At 72.8% G+C, this 18,590-nt stretch carries 15 protein-coding genes; 11 read left to right on the plus strand and 4 right to left on the minus strand.

The window, feature by feature from the left end:
• Nucleotides 1-94: 94 nt before the first annotated feature.
• The 3 genes from ACIHAR_RS06130 (at nucleotide 95) to ACIHAR_RS06140 (ending at nucleotide 2,498) form a co-directional block, all read left to right on the plus strand.
• Nucleotides 95-658 (plus strand): SAV_6107 family HEPN domain-containing protein, encoded by a 564-nt coding sequence (locus ACIHAR_RS06130; protein ID WP_365461178.1) that lies wholly within the window; start codon nucleotides 95-97, stop codon nucleotides 656-658.
• Between the two features lie 393 nt (nucleotides 659-1,051).
• The gene (locus ACIHAR_RS06135) at nucleotides 1,052-1,822 is read left to right on the plus strand and encodes a methyltransferase (RefSeq protein WP_365461180.1); all 771 of its coding nucleotides are present in this window, start codon (nucleotides 1,052-1,054) and stop codon (nucleotides 1,820-1,822) included.
• 277 nt (nucleotides 1,823-2,099) lie between these two features.
• Nucleotides 2,100-2,498 carry a DUF3040 domain-containing protein gene (locus ACIHAR_RS06140; protein WP_365461182.1) on the plus strand — a complete coding sequence of 133 codons (399 nt, stop codon included), beginning with the start codon at nucleotides 2,100-2,102 and terminating at the stop codon, nucleotides 2,496-2,498.
• A gap of 313 nt (nucleotides 2,499-2,811) precedes the next feature.
• Here the strand turns inward: ACIHAR_RS06140 and ACIHAR_RS06145 are convergent, their stop codons facing one another.
• From ACIHAR_RS06145 to ACIHAR_RS06160, 4 genes are all read right to left on the minus strand, one after another.
• Nucleotides 2,812-5,316 (minus strand): DUF3488 and DUF4129 domain-containing transglutaminase family protein, encoded by a 2,505-nt coding sequence (locus tag ACIHAR_RS06145; protein WP_400017271.1) that lies wholly within the window; start codon nucleotides 5,314-5,316, stop codon nucleotides 2,812-2,814.
• On the minus strand, nucleotides 5,313-6,686 hold the full coding sequence (locus tag ACIHAR_RS06150; RefSeq protein ID WP_400017274.1) for a DUF58 domain-containing protein: 1,374 nt from the start codon (nucleotides 6,684-6,686) through the stop codon (nucleotides 5,313-5,315). The genes ACIHAR_RS06145 and ACIHAR_RS06150 overlap by 4 nt, the downstream gene beginning before the upstream one ends.
• Nucleotides 6,686-7,720, minus strand: a complete 1,035-nt coding sequence (locus ACIHAR_RS06155; RefSeq protein WP_388758581.1) for an AAA family ATPase — start codon at nucleotides 7,718-7,720, stop codon at nucleotides 6,686-6,688. Before ACIHAR_RS06155 ends, ACIHAR_RS06150 begins: the two co-directional genes overlap by 1 nt.
• A 173-nt stretch (nucleotides 7,721-7,893) precedes the next feature.
• Nucleotides 7,894-8,508: a carbonic anhydrase gene (locus ACIHAR_RS06160; protein ID WP_365461189.1), complete on the minus strand. Its 615-nt coding sequence runs from the start codon at nucleotides 8,506-8,508 to the stop codon at nucleotides 7,894-7,896.
• A gap of 362 nt (nucleotides 8,509-8,870) precedes the next feature.
• Between ACIHAR_RS06160 and rsmH the strand changes: the two genes are divergently transcribed.
• The 8 genes from rsmH (at nucleotide 8,871) to murD (ending at nucleotide 18,582) form a co-directional block, all read left to right on the plus strand.
• Nucleotides 8,871-9,869: a 16S rRNA (cytosine(1402)-N(4))-methyltransferase RsmH gene (gene rsmH / locus ACIHAR_RS06165; RefSeq protein ID WP_365461191.1), complete on the plus strand. Its 999-nt coding sequence runs from the start codon at nucleotides 8,871-8,873 to the stop codon at nucleotides 9,867-9,869.
• Between the two features lie 73 nt (nucleotides 9,870-9,942).
• Nucleotides 9,943-10,464 carry a septum formation initiator family protein gene (locus tag ACIHAR_RS06170; RefSeq protein WP_400017277.1) on the plus strand — a complete coding sequence of 174 codons (522 nt, stop codon included), beginning with the start codon at nucleotides 9,943-9,945 and terminating at the stop codon, nucleotides 10,462-10,464.
• Nucleotides 10,465-10,720: 256 nt separating this feature from the next.
• Nucleotides 10,721-10,924, plus strand: a complete 204-nt coding sequence (locus ACIHAR_RS06175; protein ID WP_400017279.1) for a hypothetical protein — start codon at nucleotides 10,721-10,723, stop codon at nucleotides 10,922-10,924.
• Between the two features lie 5 nt (nucleotides 10,925-10,929).
• Entirely contained in the window at nucleotides 10,930-12,891 is a 1,962-nt protein-coding gene (locus tag ACIHAR_RS06180) for a penicillin-binding protein 2 (RefSeq protein ID WP_365470911.1), read from the plus strand.
• Between the two features lie 268 nt (nucleotides 12,892-13,159).
• Nucleotides 13,160-14,686, plus strand: a complete 1,527-nt coding sequence (locus ACIHAR_RS06185; protein ID WP_365470920.1) for a UDP-N-acetylmuramoyl-L-alanyl-D-glutamate--2,6-diaminopimelate ligase — start codon at nucleotides 13,160-13,162, stop codon at nucleotides 14,684-14,686.
• Nucleotides 14,687-14,690: 4 nt separating this feature from the next.
• The gene (murF, locus tag ACIHAR_RS06190) at nucleotides 14,691-16,106 is read left to right on the plus strand and encodes a UDP-N-acetylmuramoyl-tripeptide--D-alanyl-D-alanine ligase (protein ID WP_400017282.1); all 1,416 of its coding nucleotides are present in this window, start codon (nucleotides 14,691-14,693) and stop codon (nucleotides 16,104-16,106) included.
• Nucleotides 16,103-17,176, plus strand: a complete 1,074-nt coding sequence (mraY, locus tag ACIHAR_RS06195; RefSeq protein WP_365470905.1) for a phospho-N-acetylmuramoyl-pentapeptide-transferase — start codon at nucleotides 16,103-16,105, stop codon at nucleotides 17,174-17,176. Before murF ends, mraY begins: the two co-directional genes overlap by 4 nt.
• Complete coding sequence (murD, locus tag ACIHAR_RS06200; protein WP_365470902.1) at nucleotides 17,158-18,582, plus strand: UDP-N-acetylmuramoyl-L-alanine--D-glutamate ligase; 1,425 nt, start codon at nucleotides 17,158-17,160, stop codon at nucleotides 18,580-18,582. The genes mraY and murD overlap by 19 nt, the downstream gene beginning before the upstream one ends.
• The last annotated feature ends 8 nt before the right edge of the window (nucleotides 18,583-18,590 follow it).

Below are 18,590 nucleotides of genomic sequence, written 5' to 3' on the forward strand. Positions count from 1 at the left end.
GGTCAGAACGGATTGTCAGTGCCATACCTCACGATGGGCACATACGGCACTACCTGACAGGGCGTGCCGTCATACAGACGACAGGAGGTTCGTCATGGCCACCAACCACGCAGCAGCCGCCCGTCGGCGCCGCGGCACCGGCCCTGCCCCCTCACTGACCGGCCCGGCGAGCGACGTGCACCCCGTGCTGCGCCGGACCACGGCCCCGCCCGCCGCCCTCGACCTGCTCGCCCAGGCCCGCGCCGGACTGGACGAGGCGACCGTCCTCGAGACGCCCAACGAGCGGTACGCCACGGCCCACCTCGCCGCCCTGCGCACCGCCGCCGCCGTGCTCGCCGCGCGCGGCCGGCCGGAGACCACACCCAGGCGCCGGGCCCGCATCAGGAGCGCATGGGAAGTGCTCCCCGAGATCGCGCCCGAGCTCACCGAGTGGAGCGCGCTGTTCGCCTCCGGGGCCGGCCGCCGCGCCCGGGCCGAGGCCGGCATCCAGGGCGCGGCCGGCCGCCGGGACGCCGACGACCTGATACGCGACGTGGCGATGTTCATCCGCCTCGTGGAGCGCATGCTCGTCCTCCAGCCCGTCCTGCCCCAGCCACGCCAGGAGAGCGAGGACGCGAAGGCACCGGGCGTGGCCCGGGAGATGCCGGATGCGGGGTGAGGAGGGGCCGCTCGCCGGCCCGGGCTCCGGCCATCCGCCATGAGCGCGATCCGCGACCGCCGTGCTGATCGCGCTCGCCGTGATGTCCGCGCCCGCCGCGATGCCTGCGCCTCCCCCGTTCGTCCGCGCAGGGCGGTCCGGTCACGTCCGCCAGGGAGGGGGCGTAACGTGCGTCGGGCCCGCCGCAGGGCGCCGGTGAACCGGGCGCCGGGGCGGGTCCCACCGAGGCCGGGCGCGTCCCGCGATCCGTGCACACCGCGGTGACCAGGTGCGGTGGCGGAGGCAATAGGGTGGAGGCGCCTGAAGCCTTCCCCTCTCCCACAGCCGGGCCAGGGGAGGCGCCCCGTTCGCTCCGCCGTCATCAGGCGGTGCCGCGCCGAGGAGTCAACTGCCGTGTCGGACCCGATGCGCCCCCGCGCCTCTCTTCGTACCGCCGTGGTCTGGGAGGTCCTCCAGGACGCCCTCGACCGCCGGGTGAAGGCCACGGGCCGTGAGTCGCTGGACGTCCTCGACACCGGAGGCGGCAGCGGCAACTTCGCGGTGCCCGTCGCCCGCCTCGGGCACCGGGTGACCGTCGTCGACCCCAGCCCGAACGCGCTGTTCGCCCTGGAGCGCCGCGCCGCCGAGGCCGGCGTCGCCGACCGCGTGCAGGGCGTCCAGGGGGACGCCCACGGCCTCTTCGACGTCGTGGAGCGCGGCGGCTACGACGCCGTCCTGTGCCACGGCGTCCTGGAGTACGTCGACGACCCCGCCGAAGGCGTCCGCAACGCGGTGGCGGCGCTGCGCTCCGAGGGCGTCCTCAGCGTGCTCGCGGCCGGCCTCGGCGGAGCCGTGCTCGCCCGGGCCCTCGCCGGCCACTTCAAGGAGGCCCGCCAGGCCCTCACCGACCCCGACGGCCGCTGGGGCGAGGGCGACCCCGTGCCGCACCGCTTCACCGCCGAGCAGCTCACCGCGCTGGTCGAGGGCGCGGGCCTCGCGGTCGGTGCCGTACACGGCGTACGGGTCTTCGCCGACCTCGTCCCCGGTGTGCTCGTGGACACGGAGCCCGGCGCCCTGGAAGCACTGCTGAAGCTCGAGGAGGCGGCGGCCGAACTGCCCGCCTTCCACTCCGTGGCCACGCAGCTTCACGTGCTCGGTGAGACGAGGGTGGCCGACGGGACCTGAGCGGCCTCCCGGGGTGCGGCGCTGATCAGCGACTTGGCTGCACATGGAGTACGCCACAGGCCCCCCGTTCGGGCGTTGTGCGCCGTATGATCGAGGGAGACCGCCCGGCATGACGGGTCGGCCGCTGGGGAATGGACACTTCAGCGGACCGGGTCGTCCATGGCGGGCTCCGGTTGGCCAATTGGCGCAGAGGGGCGGGTTTCACGGGGGCGATTCCCTGCCTATCCTGAAGGGACCCCCCGGGTCGCCCCGGCGACTGCACGATGAGGAGGACTCCGTGCCGCTCTCGGAGCACGAGCAGCGCATGCTCGAGCAGATGGAGCGAGCGCTGTACGCCGAAGATCCCAAGTTCGCGTCGGCGCTTGAGGGAAGCGGGCTGCGTACGTACACCCGGCGGCGGGTCTACCAGGCAGTCGCGGGCTTCCTCGTGGGTATCGCGCTCCTCATGGCCGGTATGGTCGCCAAGCAGGTCTGGCTCAGCGTGGTGGGTTTCCTCGTCATGCTGGGGTGCGCGGTTCTCGCCGTGACCGGCTGGCGCAAGGCCCCCAAGCCGGGTGAACAGCCGGCGGGCGCCCCGCACGCTCGCGGTCAGGGACGGCCGAAGCGCTCCATGATGGACCGTATCGAGCAGCGCTGGCAGCGCCGTCGAGACGAGCAGGGCGGACACGGTCACTGACCCTCGTCACCGCTCCTGACCGCGTCGGACATCGACGTCCGTGAGGGGGTGGCCACCCGATCGGGTGGCCACCCCCTCACGCATGCGCCCGAACCGTCGGGCCTGCCCAGGGCCCGGCCCACCACGGCGGCCCACCACCCACAGCCTTCGGCCCCCGTCCCGGAAGATCGCTTCCGGGACGGGGGCCGAACGCCGCGCTGACCCTGGTCCTGCCACCGGTCCCGCACCGGCTCGCCGCCTGTCCTGCGCTCCTCTGGTCCTGCCACCGGTCCCGCACCGGCTCGCCGCCTGTCCTGCGCTCCTCCGCGTCCTTTCAGCCGCCCTCGTGCCCGGAGGACGGCGACGGGCGGCGCACCAGCGTCGCCAGCCGGGCCGCCCAGGCCGCCTTGAGAGCCGCCCAGCGGTCGGCGAGGTCCCACACCGCGCGGACGGCCGAACGCGGGGCGACGACCGCCCGCAGCCGCGTGCCCCGGCTGACCCGCGCCCGCAGGGCCGCGCGTACCTGGCGCACCTCGTCCGCCAGCCCGGCCTCGGCCCGCGGCCGCGGGGCGTACAGCACCTGCTCCACGGCACCCGCCACCCGGTGCACCGAACCGGCCACCGCTTCGTCCAGCTCACCGAGCCGGACGATCCGCTCGGCCGCCCGCCGGGGCGTCAGTGCCTCGTCGGGAGTGATGCCGTAGTCCCAGGCCGTGTCGGTGAGCTCGCGCCAGACCGCCAGGACATGTCCGACGGCCGTCTGTGCGGCCTCCTGCGACGGCACCTCCAGTACCACCGCCGAACCGGCGTCGGCGTCCGGCTGCCCGCCGTCCGTGCCGGACCCGGGACCGGCCCCGGCCGCCGCGGAGCCGGCGTGCTGGGCCGACGCCAGCCGCACCGAGCGCCGTCTCAGCCGCCACAGCATCGGCAGGAGCGGCAGGACCAGCGCCGCCGCCCCCAGCAGGGTCCAGCCGGCGATCTTGTACCAGGGTGTGCCGCCGCCGCCCTGCTCGCCCTCGTCCAGCGGCAGCGCGCTGGTGCAGCCCTCGAGCTTCTTGTCGTCCGCCGAGCAGCTCGTGCTCGCCGACGGCTCGGCCGACGGCGCGGCGTCCGCCGTACGCGAGGCCTGCGGCAGCTCCGGCACCACGTTGCCCGAGGTGTCCGGGAGGGTGTACGTGGGGGTCGTTCCCCGCGTCGGAGTCGGCTCGAAGCGGGTCCAGCCCACGCCCTCGAAGTACAGCTCCGGCCAGGCGTGCGCGTCCTTCAGGTTCACCGCCACGGATCCGTCCGCCTGCGGCGAGCCCGGCGCGAAGCCCACCGCGACCCGGGCCGGTATGCCCAGGGTGCGGGCCATCGCCGCCATCGCGAACGAGAAGTGGACGCAGAAGCCCTGCTTGTCCCGCAGGAAGCGGGCGATCGCGTCCGTGCCGCTGCCGACCTGGACCTCGGTGTCGTACTCGAAGCCGCCGGTGACCGCGAAGTAGTCCTGGAGCTTGACCGCGCGCTCGTAGTCGTTCTGTGCGCTCTCGGTCACCTCACGGGCCGTGCGGGCGACCGCCTCCGGCAGCGAGTCCGGGACCTCGGTGAACTGGCCGCGGATCGACCCGGGCGCCTCCGGGGCCGAGGCCAGCTGCTGTGCCGTCGGCCGCACCTCCAGGCTGCTGACCTCGTACGTCTTGCCGCGCGTGGTCTGGCCGTGGTCGCCGACGAGGGTCATGCCGGCCGGTTCGTACCGCCAGTTGCCGCTGATCCTCACACTGCTCGGCGGGTACGGCATCGGCAGCCAGTCCTGGGCGTACCAGTCGGCGGCCGAGACACGGGTCGTGATCTCCGTGCGCCGCACGTCCGTGCCCAGGCCCGCGGGTGTGGGGAGCTCGTCCGGCACGGCGACGATGTTCCGCTTCGCCGGCTTCCACGTGGTGCCGTCGAAGTCGTCCAGGGAGACGATCCGCAGATACAGGTCCGAGATGTCACCGGTGCTGGTGCGCAGGGTCAGGACCGTGCGGTCCTCGTCCACGTTCAGGCTGTCGCGCAGGGAGACCAGGGGGTTGACCGCGGAGATCGTGCCCCCGCCGCCGTTGCCCGCGCCCACCCCGGTGCCGGCGCCGTCCAGCAGGCCGCCGTCGATCGCGGGCAGCGGCAGCAGCGGCACCACCAGGGCCACGCCCAGCGCGACCGCGCCGATGCGCCGCCCGGTGCGCACCGGGGCCACCGGACCCGACGGTTCGCCCGGCGTGCGTGCGGCCCCGCCGAAGACGCGGCCCCACTGCGAGAGCCGCTCCCGGCCCTCGGCCAGGAGCAGCATCAGGTATCCGGCCGCGGCGACCAGGAACCACAGCCAGTCGGCGGCGCCGTCGGACAGCCCCGCGGCGATCGAGTACAGCGCGAGCAGCGGCAGGCCGGCCGGCGCCGCGTTGCGGAAGGTGACCGCGAGGGTGTCCACCGCCAGGCCGATCACCAGCACCCCGCCGACCATCATCAGCCGGATGCCGTCGGACAGCGGGGCCGGGATCGCGTACCGCCCGACGTCGTCCCCGCCCGACCTGAGCAGCTCGGCGAAGTGCTGGAAGGCCTCCGGGCCGGGGACCAGCCCGGCGAGGGCGTGCTCCCGGGCGAACACCAGGGTCAGCAGCACCAGCGTGACCAGGGCCTGGGCCAGCACGGTCAGGGGCCGGGCCAGCGGGACGCGACGGGCCGCCGCACCCACCCCGGACTGGATCGCCAGCAGGAACGCCGCCTGGAGGATCCACGTCGCCGGGTCGACCAGCGGCAGCAGGGCGCAGGAGGCCATCAGCGTGGCCGCCGCCGAGCACAGGGTGAGGCGCGCCCGCCCGCTCATGATCCCGCCTCCCTTCCGCTCGTCCCGCCCGCGGTCACCACGCCGGAGCGCTCCCGGTCCGCCTGGCGCCACAGCTCGTCCAGCGGAGCGCCCCGCGGCACGCTCACGGCCGTCCAGCCCGCCTCGCGCAGCATCCGCAGCCGCTCCTCCGTCCTGTTCACCGGATCGGGCACGCCGTACGGTTCACGCCCCCAGCTGTCGGCGTCGAGCAGGAAGGCGACCGCGCCTCCACTGCGCTGGCGCATCTTCGCGGCCACCGCGGCCTGCTCCTCGTCGAGGTCGCCGAGGAAGGCCACCAGCAGCCCCTCGTTCCCCCCGCGCAGCACGTCGTAGGCCCGGGACAGGCCGGTTCCGTCGGAGTGGTCGACGACCGCGAGGGTGTCCATCATCAGCCCGGCCGCGTCGGCGGACTCCTGGCTCGCCCCGGCGAACCCGTCGGCGCCCTCGCCGGGCACCGAGGTGCCCGTGTCGGTCAGCAGCCGGACCGAGAAACCCCGCTCCAGCATGTGCACCAGCACCGACGCGGTGGCCGAGACCGCCCACTCGAAGGCCGAGTCGGGGCCCGCCCCCTCGTAGGCCAGGCCACGGGTGTCCAGGAGCACCGTGCAGCGCGAACGCTGGGGCTGCTCCTCGCGGCGCACCATCAGCTCGCCGTAGCGGGCGGTGGAGCGCCAGTGCACGCGGCGCAGGTCGTCGCCGTAGCGGTAGCCGCGCGGGATCACGTCGTCCTCGCCGGCCAGCGCCAGCGAGCGCTGCCGCCCGTCGCCGTACCCCTTGGCCTCTCCGGTCAGCCGGACCGGCGGCAGCGGCTCCACGCGCGGGATCACCGTCAGCGTGTCGTACGTCGAGAAGGAGCGGGTCAGCTCGCACATGCCGAACGGATCGTTGAGCCGCAGCTGGAGCGGGCCCAGCGGGTAGCGGCCGCGCAGGTCGGACCGGACCCGGTAGGAGACCTCGCGGCGGCCGCCCGCCTCCACCCGGTCCAGGACGAAGCGGGGGCGCGGGCCGAGCACGTACGGCACCCGGTCCTGGAGCATCAGCAGGCCGGTGGGCAGCCGGGAGACGTTGTCCATCCGCAGGTGGACCCGCGCCTCGCTGCCGGCCGGCACGCGTGCGGGGGAGAGCCGGCGGCTGCCGGCGACCCGGTAGCGGGTGCGGTAGACGACGGCCGCGCATACCAGGGGCAGCGCGGCCAGCAGCAGCCCGACCCGCAGCAGATCGGGCTGGCCGAGGACGTACGCGCAGATCGCGGCCGCGATGCCGGCGGCCAGGAAGGAGCGGCCACGGGTGGTGAGGCCGGCCAGGGCGGTGCGTACGGCGCCCTTCTCGGCGCGGCCGGTCTCCGCCTGCCCGGTCCCTCCGGAGGCCATCACAGCCTCCGCGGCGGCTGCTGGCCGTAGCCTTGCGTGCCGGCGCCGAGGCCGAAGGCGCGCTGCTGGGGCGCCGCGGGCACCGGCGTGCGCTGCAGGATCTCCTCGACGACCTGCTCCGACGTACGGCGGTTGAGCTGGGCCTGGGCGGTGGGCAGCAGGCGGTGCGCCAGGACGGCCACGGCGAGGTTCTGCACGTCGTCCGGCAGCGCGTAGTCCCGGCCGCTCAGGGCGGCGGACGCCTTCGCCGCGCGCAGCAGGTGCAGCGTCGCGCGCGGGGAGGCGCCGAGTCTGAGGTCGGGGTGGGTGCGCGTGGCGGCGACCAGGTCGACCGCGTACCGCCGGACCGACTCGGCCACGTGGACACCGCGGACGGCGTCTATCAGCTTCACGATCTCGTGGGCGTGCGCCACCGGCTGGAGGTCGTCCAGCGGGTTCACCCCGCCGTGCACGTCGAGCATCTGCAGCTCGGCCTCGGGGCTCGGGTAGCCGATGGAGACACGGGCCATGAACCGGTCGCGCTGGGCCTCGGGCAGCGGGTAGGTGCCCTCCATCTCGACCGGGTTCTGCGTGGCCACCACCATGAAGGGGCTGGGCAGCTCGTAGGACTGCCCGTCGATGGTGACCTGGCGCTCCTCCATCGACTCCAGCAGGGCGGACTGCGTCTTGGGCGAGGCGCGGTTGATCTCGTCGCCGATCACGATCTGCGCGAAGATCGCGCCCGGCTTGAACTCGAAGTCACGGCGCTGCTGGTCCCAGATGGACACACCGGTGATGTCCGACGGCAGCAGGTCGGGCGTGAACTGGATGCGCCGCACCGAACAGTCGATGGACCGCGCCAGCGCCTTCGCCAGCATGGTCTTGCCGACGCCGGGGACATCCTCGATCAGAAGATGTCCCTCGGCGAGCAGCACGGTCAGCGAAAGCCGTACGACCTCGGGCTTGCCCTCGATCACTCCTTCCACCGAACTGCGGACACGCTCCACAGTGGCGGTCAGATCAGTGAGGCTCGCTCGATCGTCATAGGTCGTCACCCGGCCCTCCTCGGCCCGTTCTTCCGGGCCGACGCTCTGCTGTGCGGACCGGCCCACCCCGAAACACGGACACCACACGGGGAAAGTTCCGCGTGACGCCACTCCCGCATTCTTGCCGCCGTTACCGATTCGTGTCACTCGCCTGTGGACAACTGACAGCGATATGTCAGGTCTTAAGACGGTTGCCCCGGGTCGATCTCGCGCAGCAGACCCGTCTTCACGTCGAAGACGAAGCCGCGCACGTCGTCGGTGTGCAGCAGGAACGGTGAGGTGCGCACCCGCTGCATCGACTGCCGTACGTCCTGGTCGACGTCCCGGAACGCCTCCACCGCCCAGGCGGGACGCTGGCCGACCTCCATCTCCAGATCGGTACGGAAATCCTCGGTGATCGACTCAAGGCCGCACCCGGTGTGGTGGATCAGAACGACGCTGCGGGTGCCCAGCTTGCGCTGGCTGATGGTGAGGGAGCGGATGACGTCGTCGGTGACGACACCACCCGCGTTGCGGATCGTGTGACAGTCGCCGAGTGCGAGGCCGAGCGCGGCGTGCAGGTCGAGGCGGGCGTCCATGCAGGCCACCACCGCGACGCGCAGGACGGGACGGGCGTCCATGCCCGGATCGGTGAACTGGGCGGCGTACCGCTCGTTCGCCTCGACCAGGCGGTCGGTCACGGTGCCTCGTATGGCGCCTTCGGACTCGATGGGTGCGGATGCGGAAGTCGTCATAAGGACGACGTTAATGGTCACCGCCCTCCGGGTCCTGTTGTGAGATGGGAAAAAGAGCGCCATCACGTCGCACTTGTGAGGTAAGCCACAGGGGGGAGTGCGGGGGTCCGGGCGGGTGAAGTCCGTCGCCCCGCCGCTTCGGGCCCCCGCCGGGCCGCGACGCGCAGGCCGGTTGATTGACCGCGAGACAGGGTGGACTAAAGTGACGCGAAGCGGGAGGCGACGATCTTCCTGCTGGTGAATTCCCGTGAGACCCCGGCGCGGCAGCCGGAGATCTCCCCGCGTGCGCGGCGCGTACGTACGGTTCGGCCTCCTCCCGCTCCCGGTCGGCTGACGCTTCCGGCGCCGGCGGCCTCCCTTTCCCGAGCGGGCGGGGACCCGGCGGTGCGTACGGGCCCGCCGGATCTGAGAGGGCCCGGAGTCGGATGGCGCGCGAAGCGCATGTGAATGAGGGCGGTGGGCGCCGAGAGGGACAGAGTCGGCACGTCCCGGTGATGCTCCAGCGGTGCCTGGACCTGTTGGCCCCCGCCCTCCAGCGGCCCGGAGCGGTCGTCGTCGACTGCACCCTCGGTCTGGGCGGGCACAGCGAGGCGCTGCTCACCCGATTCCCCGAGGCCCGGCTCGTCGCCCTCGACCGCGACACCGAGGCCCTGCGCCTGTCCGGCGAGCGCCTGGCGCCGTACGGGGAGCGCGCCACGCTCGTCCACGCCGTGTACGACGAACTGCCCGAGGTGCTCCGGCGCCTCGGCATCCCGCGCGTGCAGGGCGTCCTGTTCGACCTCGGGGTCTCCTCCATGCAACTCGACGAGGCGGAGCGCGGCTTCGCCTACGCCCAGGACGCCCCGCTCGACATGCGCATGGACCAGACGACCGGCATCAGCGCCGCCGAGGTCCTCAACACCTACCCCGCCGGCGAACTGGTGCGCATCCTGCGGGCGTACGGCGAGGAGAAGCAGGCCAAGCGGATCGTCTCCGCGATCGTGCGCGAGCGGGAGAAGGAGCCGTTCACCAACAGCGCGCGGCTCGTCGAGCTGATCCGCGACGCGTTGCCGCAGGCCGCCAAGCGGACCGGCGGCAACCCGGCCAAGCGCACCTTCCAGGCGCTGCGCATCGAGGTCAACGGTGAACTCGCCGTCCTGGAACGGGCGATCCCGGCCGCGGTCAAGGCCCTCGACGTCGGGGGGCGGATCGCCGTGCTGTCGTACCACTCGCTGGAAGACCGGCTGGTCAAGCAGGTGTTCGCGGCCGGAGCGGCCTCCACCGCGCCGCCCGGGCTGCCGGTCGTGCCCGAGCGCTACCAGCCGCGGCTCAAGCTGCTCACGCGCGGTGCCGAACTTCCCACCGAGGAGGAGGTCGCCGAGAACCGGAGGGCCGCCCCGGCACGGCTGCGCGGGGCCGAGCGCATCAGGGAGGACGTGGAGTGAGGGGCGTGAGGCGGGCGTGCCGGGAGACACTCCCGCCCGAGTGGGTTCGTGACTCCGACGCAGGGGAGGGCGAGTGAACAGGAAGCCCCGGTTGAAAGGAAGGGCCGCCCGTCTCGCGCGCCTCTTCCCGGCGGGCCCGCGCCAGGCCGCCCGCACCCCGTTCGTCCTCCTGGTCGTCCTGCTTCTCGGCGGTGGCCTGATCGGTCTGCTCGTGCTGAACTCAGCGCTCAGCGAAGGGTCGTTCCAAATGGACGACCTGCAGAAGGACACCAAGAGCCTCACCGACGAGGAACAGGCGCTCCAGCGGGACATCGACTCCTACTCCGCCCCGGACGCACTCCAGCGCCGCGCCCGCGAACTCGGCATGGTCCCCGGCGGCGACCCCGCCTTCCTCGCCCCCGACGGCACCGTGAAGGGCGTGCCCTCGGAGGCCGCACCGCTGTCCCCGGCGGAGAGCCCCATGGCCGTACGCCCGCCCGAGGCCCTCGCGACCGATGCGCCGCCTGCGCAGACGCCCGCCCCGGACGCCTCCGCGGGCGGCGCCTACCCGGCGGCGCCCGTCCCGACCACGGCCCCGACGACCCCGGGCAGGTGACGGACGTGCCCGACAGGCAGCCGCCGCGCCGGCGCGTGCCCGGCCCCGCCCGGCCGTCCCGACCGGCGGCGGCCCGGCGACGCACCCGCCCCGCGGACCCGTTTCCGGCGGTGCCTGTCCGGAGCGGGTCCCCGAAGGACTCGCCGGCGGCGGCTCCCGTCCCGAGCGCCGCACGGAGGGACCCGTACCCGCCGGCACCCGCGCCGGCCCTCACGCCGGCCGCGGCCGCCCCGACGACCCCGGGCAGGTGACGGACGTGCCCGACAAGCAGCCGCCGCCCTGGAGGCTCCCCGGCGAGGCGCGGCCCGTCCGGCCCCTGTCCGGCCGGAAGCGTGCCGGCGCCGGCTGCGCGGCCCTGGCGGGGCGCCTCCCGGGCGCCTCCGCGGAGGCCCCGTACCCGGCGGCGGCCGTGCCGATCGACTCCCCGACCGCAGCCACCCTCACGACCCCCGGTAGGTGACGGAAGTGTCCGACAGGCAACCGCCGCGCCGGCGTGTTCCCGGCCCTGCCCGGCCTTCCCGGCAGGTGTCCGGTCAGCGGCGCCCCGGACCCGGTGCCCGGCCCGCCCGCCGGCCGGCCGCGCCGCGTCCCCCCGCTCCCCGCGTCATCCGGCTCGGGAGCCCCCGCCCCCGCCTGCGCATGGTCGGCCTCGCGCTGACCCTGGTGCTGGTCGCCTTCGTCGTCCGGCTGCTCCAGGTGCAGGCCGTCGACGCGAGCACGTACGCCGCCAAGGCGGGGCAGAACCGGTACGTCGGGCAGGTGCTGGCCGCCGAGCGCGGCGAGATCACCGACCGTGCCGGTGTGGCCCTGGCGACCAGCGAGGACGCGTACGACATCACGGCCGACCCGACGATGTTCGCGCGCGAGCAGCTGAAGATCGGCGACGGACCCGAGCGGGCGGCCGCGCTCCTCGCGCCGATCCTCGGCCAGGAGCAGTCCGACCTGGTCGCGAAGCTGCGGCCGAAGGACAGGACGGTGCGCTACGCCAAGCTGGCGAGCCGGCAGACCCCGCAGGTGTGGAAGCAGATCAAGGACCTGAAGTCCGCGCTCGCCAGCAAGTCCGAGACGGACAGCTCCACGGTCAACGTCCTCGCCGGCGTCTTCTCCGTGCCGAGCAGCAAGCGCGTGTACCCCAACGGCGACATCGCCGCCGGGATACTGGGCTGGGTCAACGCCGACGGCAAGGGGGGCGGCGGCATCGAGCAGCAGCTGAACGCGACCCTGGCGGGCAAGGACGGCAAGATCCGCTACGCCCAGTCCGGCGGCCGCCAGGTGCCCACCGCGGGTTCCACCGAGACCCCGGCCGTGCCCGGCTCCGACGTCGAGCTGACGATCGACCGCGACATCCAGTGGGCCGCGCAGAACGCCATCACCGAGCAGGTGGAGAAGTCCAGGGCGGACCGCGGCTACGTCATCGTCCAGGACACCCGCACCGGCGAGATCCTCGCCATGGCCAACTCGCCGGGCTTCGATCCCAACGACCTGTCCGACGCGGAGCCCGAGGCGCTCGGCAACGCGGCCCTCCAGGACGCCTACGAGCCCGGCTCCACCGCCAAGGTCATGTCGATGGCGGCCGTGCTGGAGGAGAACGTCGCCACCCCGCTGACGCGCGTCACCGTGCCCAACCGGCTGCACCGCGGCGACCGGCTCTTCCAGGACGACATCGACCATCCGACCTGGTACCTCACGCTCAACGGCGTGCTCGCCAAGTCCAGCAACATCGGCACCATCCTCGCCACCGGCCAACTGGGCAAGACCCAGCCGCAGGCGAACAAGGTCCTCTACTCCTACCTGCGCAAGTTCGGCATCGGCGGTTACACCGGGCTCGGCTTCCCGGGCGAGACCAAGGGCATCCTCGCCCCGCCGGACCAGTGGTCCACCTCGCAGCAGTACACGATTCCTTTCGGCCAGGGCGTGTCCATCAACGCGGTCCAGGCGGCCTCCGTCTACTCGACGATCGCCAACGGCGGCGTCCGCGTCGAGCCGACGCTGGTGCGCGGCACCAAGGGGCCCGACGGACGCTTCACGCCGGCCCAGGACCCGCAGAAGACGCGGGTGGTCAGCGAGAAGACGGCCAAGACCCTCGCCCAGATGCTGGAGTCGGTCGTGGACGACGAGGAGGGCACCGGCACCAAGGCCCGCATCCCCGGCTACCGGGTGGCGGGCAAGACCGGCACGGCCAACCGCGTGGATCCGGCCACCGGCAGGTACAACGGGTACACGTCGTCGTTCGCCGGTTTCGCGCCGGCCGACAAACCGCGCGTCACCGTCTACTGCGCGATCCAGAACGCCACCAAGGGCAGCTACTTCGGCGGCCAGATCTGCGGCCCCGTCTTCAAGCAGGTCATGGAGTTCGCCCTGAAGAGCCTGCAGGTGCCGCCGACCGGGGCGAAGGCCGCCAACCTCCCGGTCTCCTTCGCCCCCTGACCCGCGGACCCCCCTTCCGGAACCCGCCCTCCGAAACACCCGCCTACGGAAACCCGCCTACGGAACCCCCCGCCCCGCAGCCCGCCCGTGTGCAGCGCCGAACCAGCCAGGAAACCAGTCCGTGACCATGATCACCCCCGAACCCGGGAACCAGACCCCGCCCGGGGCCCCGCCCTCGGCCTCACTTCGCCCGCAGGCGGGTGTGCCCGGTACGCTCACCGCCGTGCCACACGCTGATCAGTCCCACATCACCCAGAAGGGCGCTTCCGTGACATATCCGGGACCGCCGCGACCGGTTCAGGTCTCCGCCACACCCCTCGCGGAGCTCGCCGATCAGCTGGGTGTCACTACTTCGGACGCCGCGCGGGGCGTCGAGGTCACGGGAATCACCCACGACTCGCGCGCCGTCCGCCCCGGTGACCTGTACGCCGCCCTGCCGGGCGCCCGTCTGCACGGCGCCGACTTCGTCACCCAGGCCGCCGGCCTGGGCGCGGCCGCCGTCCTGACCGACCCGACCGGCGCCGAGCGCGCCGCCGCGACCGGTCTTCCGGCCCTGGTCGTCGACGACCCGCGCGGGCGGATGGGCGAGCTGGCCGCCACCATCTACGGCCATCCGGGCCGTGACCTGCTCCAGATCGGCATCACCGGCACTTCCGGCAAGACCACGACCGCGTATCTGGTCGAGGGCGGGCTGAAGACCGCCCGCGCCACCGGTCTCATCGGCACCGTCGAGATGCGCATCGGCGACGAGCGCATCAAGTCCGAGCGCACCACCCCCGAGGCCACCGACCTCCAGGCCCTCTTCGCCGTCATGCGCGAGCGCGGCGTCGAGGCGGTCGCGATGGAGGTCTCCAGCCACGCCCTGGTCCTCGGCCGGGTCGACGGCTGCGTCTTCGACATCGCCGTCTTCAACAACCTCAGCCCGGAGCACATGGAGTTCCACTCCGACATGGAGGACTACTTCCGGGCCAAGGCACAGCTGTTCACGCGCAAACGCAGCAGACTGGGCGTGGTCAACCTCGACGACGAGTACGGCCGCCGACTGGTCCGGGAGGCCGAGGTCCCGGTCGTCACCTTCTCCGCCGAGGGCCACCCCGACGCCGACTGGCGTGCCGTGGACGTGCGGGTCGGACCCATGGACTCGACCTTCACCGTGGTCGGCCCGAAGGGTGAGCGGATCGCCGCGAAGTCGCCGATCGCCGGCCCCTTCAACGTGGCCAACACCCTCGCCGCGATCGTCGCGCTCGCCGTCGCCGGTCTCGACCCGCAGGCCGCCGCCGACGGTGTCGCCGCCGTGCCGGGTGTGCCGGGCCGGCTGGAGCGGGTGGACGCCGGGCAGCCCTACCTCGCGGTCGTCGACTACGCGCACAAGACGGACGCCGTCGAGTCGGTGCTCAAGGCGCTGCGCAAGGTCACCAAGGGCCGGCTGCACGTCGTGCTCGGGTGCGGAGGCGACCGCGACGTCACCAAGCGCGCGCCGATGGGCGCCGCCGCGGCCCGGCTCGCCGACACCGCCGTACTGACCTCCGACAACCCCCGCTCCGAGGACCCCCTCGCGATCCTCGCGACCATGCTCCAGGGCGCCGCGTCCGTGCCGGCCCACGAGCGCGGCGAGGTCCAGCTCTTCGAGGACCGGGCCGCCGCGATCGCCGCCGCCGTCGGCCGCGCGCAGCCCGGGGACACCGTGCTGGTCGCGGGCAAGGGCCACGAGCAGGGCCAGGACATCGCCGGTGTGGTCCGTCCGTTCGACGACCGCCAGGTGCTTCGCGAAGCTATCCAGAAGACCCAGGGATGAACTTGTGATCGCCCTCTCCCTCGCCGAGATCGCAGCAGTCGTCGGCGGGCAGACGCACGACATACCGGATCCCACCGTGGAAGTCACCGGGCCGGTGGTCCGGGACTCCCGTGAGGTGGAGCCCGGCAGCCTCTTCGTCGCCTTCGTCGGCGAGCGCGTCGACGGCCACGACTTCGCGCAGGCGGTCGTGGAAGCGGGCGCGGCGGCCGTTCTGGCGTCGCGCCCCGTCGGCGTGCCCGCGATCGTGGTGGACGACGTCCAGGCGGCGCTGGGCGCCCTCGCGCGCCACGTCGTGCGCAAGCTCGGGGCGACCCTCGTCGCCCTCACCGGCTCGGCCGGCAAGACCAGCACCAAGGACCTCATCGCCCAGGTGCTGGGGCGCAAGGCGCCGACGGTGTTCACGCCCGGCTCGCTCAACAACGAGATCGGGCTGCCGCTGACCGCCCTGTCGGCCACCGAGGAGACGAAGTTCCTCGTCCTGGAGATGGGCGCCCGCGGCATCGGCCACATCCGCTACCTCACCGGCCTCACGCCTCCCAGGATCGGACTCGTCCTCAACGTCGGCACCGCCCACATCGGCGAGTTCGGCGGCCGTGCGCAGATCGCCCAGGCGAAGGGCGAGCTGGTCGAGTCCCTCCCCTCCGCCGACGACGGCGGCGTCGCGATCCTCAACGCGGACGACCCCTTGGTCCGGGCCATGGCCGCCCGAACGACGGCGAAGGTGCTCCTTTTCGGAGAGTCCGGCGAAGCGGACGTACGCGCCGAGAACGTGCGACTCACGGACAGCGGACAGCCCGCCTTCAGCCTTCACACACCCTCCGGTGCAAGCGATGTGACCATGCGCCTGTACGGTGAGCACCACGTGTCGAACGCGCTCGCCGCGGCCGCCGTCGCCCATGAGCTGGGCATGTCCGCGGAAGAGATCGCCACCGCGCTCTCCGAGGCGGGCTCCCTCTCCCGCTGGCGGATGGAGGTCACCGAGCGCCCGGACGGCGTGACGATCGTCAACGACGCCTACAACGCGAACCCCGAATCCATGCGAGCTGCTCTGCGTGCGCTGGCGGCGATGGCCAAGGGGCGGCGGACCTGGGCGGTGCTCGGCAAGATGGCCGAGCTCGGGGACGAGGCGCTCGCCGAGCACGACGCGGTCGGACGGCTCGCCGTCCGGCTCAACGTCAGCAAGCTCGTCGCGGTCGGGGGCAGGGAAGCCGCCTGGCTGCAACTGGGCGCATATAACGAGGGTTCGTGGGGTGAGGAGTCGGTGCACGTGTCCGACGCACAGGCGGCGGTCGACCTGTTGCGCAGCGAGTTGCGCCCGGGAGACGTCGTACTCGTGAAGGCGTCCCGTTCGGTCGGACTGGAGAGCGTCGCCCAGGCGCTGCTCGCGTCCGGTGCCGAGGGTGAGGTTTCCGCCCGATGATGAAGCAGATCCTGTTCGCGGGTGTCATTGGCCTCTTCCTGACGCTGGTCGGCACCCCGCTGCTGATCAAGCTGCTCGCGCGCAAGGGCTACGGTCAGTACATCCGTGACGACGGTCCGCGCGAGCACGCCAGCAAGCGCGGAACGCCGACGATGGGCGGCATCGCCTTCATCCTGGCGACGGTCGCGGCGTACTTCCTGTCGAAGCTCATCACGGGCAAGCCGCCGACCTACTCCGGCCTGCTGGTGCTCGGCCTGATGGTCGGCATGGGCCTGGTCGGCTTCCTGGACGACTACATCAAGATCGTCAAGCGGCGTTCGCTGGGTCTGCGGGCCAAGGCGAAGATGGCCGGCCAGCTGCTCGGCGGCATCGCCTTCGCCGTGCTCTCGCTGCAGTTCGCGGACGCCCGCGGCAACACGCCGGCCTCCACGAAGCTGTCGTTCATCACGGACTTCGGCTGGACCATCGGCCCGGTGCTGTTCGTGGTCTGGGCGCTGTTCATGATCCTCGCGATGTCCAACGGCGTGAACCTCACCGACGGTCTCGACGGCCTCGCCACCGGCGCGTCCGTCCTGGTCTTCGGCGCGTACACCTTCATCGGCGTGTGGCAGTACCAGGAGTCCTGCGCCAACGGCGAGACGCTGACCAACCCGGCCGCCTGCTACGAGGTGCGCGACCCGCTCGACCTCGCGGTCGTCTCCGCCGCGCTGATGGGCGCCTGCCTCGGCTTCCTGTGGTGGAACACCTCGCCGGCCAAGATCTTCATGGGCGACACCGGTTCGCTGGCGCTCGGCGGTGTGCTCGCGGGTCTCGCGATCTGCTCCCGCACCGAGCTGCTGCTGGCCATCCTGGGCGGTCTGTTCGTCCTCATCACCATGTCGGTGGTCATCCAGGTCGGTTCGTTCCGCCTGACCGGCAAGCGCGTCTTCCGGATGGCGCCACTCCAGCACCACTTCGAACTCAAGGGCTGGTCCGAAGTCCTCGTCGTGGTCCGCTTCTGGATCATTCAGGGCATCTGTGTGATCGTCGGACTGGGTCTCTTCTACGCGGGATGGGCAGCAGACAAGTGACCGACTGGCAGGGCAAGAACGTCACCGTCGCCGGGCTCGGCGTCTCCGGCGTCCCGGCGGCCAAGGTGCTGCACGGGCTCGGCGCGAAGGTCACCGTCGTCAACGACGGCGACGACGCACGCGCGCGTGCCCAGGCCGAGGAGCTGGAGGCGCTCGGCATCACCGTGCGCCTCGGTGACGGGGCGACCCTGCCCGAGGGCACCGAGCTGATCGTCACCGCCCCCGGCTGGAAGCCGGACAAGCCGCTGTTCGCGGCGGCGCACGAGGCCGGGGTACCGGTCTGGGGCGACGTCGAACTCGCCTGGCGGCTCAGGGGACCCGACGCGGCGCCCTGGCTCGCCGTCACCGGCACCAACGGCAAGACCACGACCGTCCAGATGCTCGCCTCCATCCTGAAGGCGGCGGGCCTGCGCACGGCCGCCGTCGGGAACATCGGCGTCTCGCTGCTGGACGCGGTCCTGGGCGAGGAGCGGTACGACGTCCTGGCCGTGGAGCTCTCCAGCTACCAGCTCCACTGGGCGCCCTCCCTGCGCGCCCACTCGGCCGCCGTGCTCAACCTCGCCCCCGACCACCTCGACTGGCACGGCTCCATGGAGGCGTACGCCAGGGACAAAGGCCGTGTCTACGAGGGAAATCGGGTGGCCTGCGTCTACAACGTCGCCGACAAAGCCACCGAGGACCTGGTGCGCGAGGCGGACGTCGAGGAGGGCTGCCGGGCCGTCGGGTTCACGCTCGGCACGCCCGGTCCCTCCCAACTCGGTGTCGTCGAGGGCATCCTGGTCGACCGCGCCTTCGTCGAGAACCGGCAGAAGAACGCCCAGGAACTCGCCGAGATCTCCGACGTCAACCCGCCGGCCCCGCACAACATCGCCAACGCCCTTGCGGCGGCGGCCCTCGCGCGCGCCTTCGGAGTGCCCGCCAGGGCCGTACGGGACGGCCTGCGGGCCTTCACCCCGGACGCGCACCGCATCGCCCTCGTCGCGGACCTGGACGGCGTCGCGTACGTCGACGACTCCAAGGCCACCAACACCCACGCGGCGGAAGCCTCGTTGGCGGCGTACGAGTCGATCGTGTGGATCGCCGGCGGACTCGCCAAGGGCGCGACCTTCGACGAGCTGGTCGCCAAGTCGGCGCGGCGGCTTCGCGGGGTCGTGCTCATCGGCGCCGATCGAGCCCTGATCCGTGAAGCGTTGACGCGACACGCCCCCGAAGTACCCGTCGTCGACCTCGACCGGACCGACACTGGGGCGATGCTCGCGGCTGTCCAGGAGGCCCGGCGCCTCGCCGTCGAAGGCGACACGGTACTGCTCGCCCCGGCCTGCGCCTCCATGGACATGTTCGCCAACTACAACCAGCGCGGTGACGCGTTCGCGGAGGCCGTTCGCGAACTCGGCGCGGGCGCCTGACGGCGGGT

The organism is Streptomyces sp. NPDC052016, assembly GCF_044548445.1.
Classification (GTDB): Bacteria; Actinomycetota; Actinomycetes; order Streptomycetales; family Streptomycetaceae; genus Streptomyces.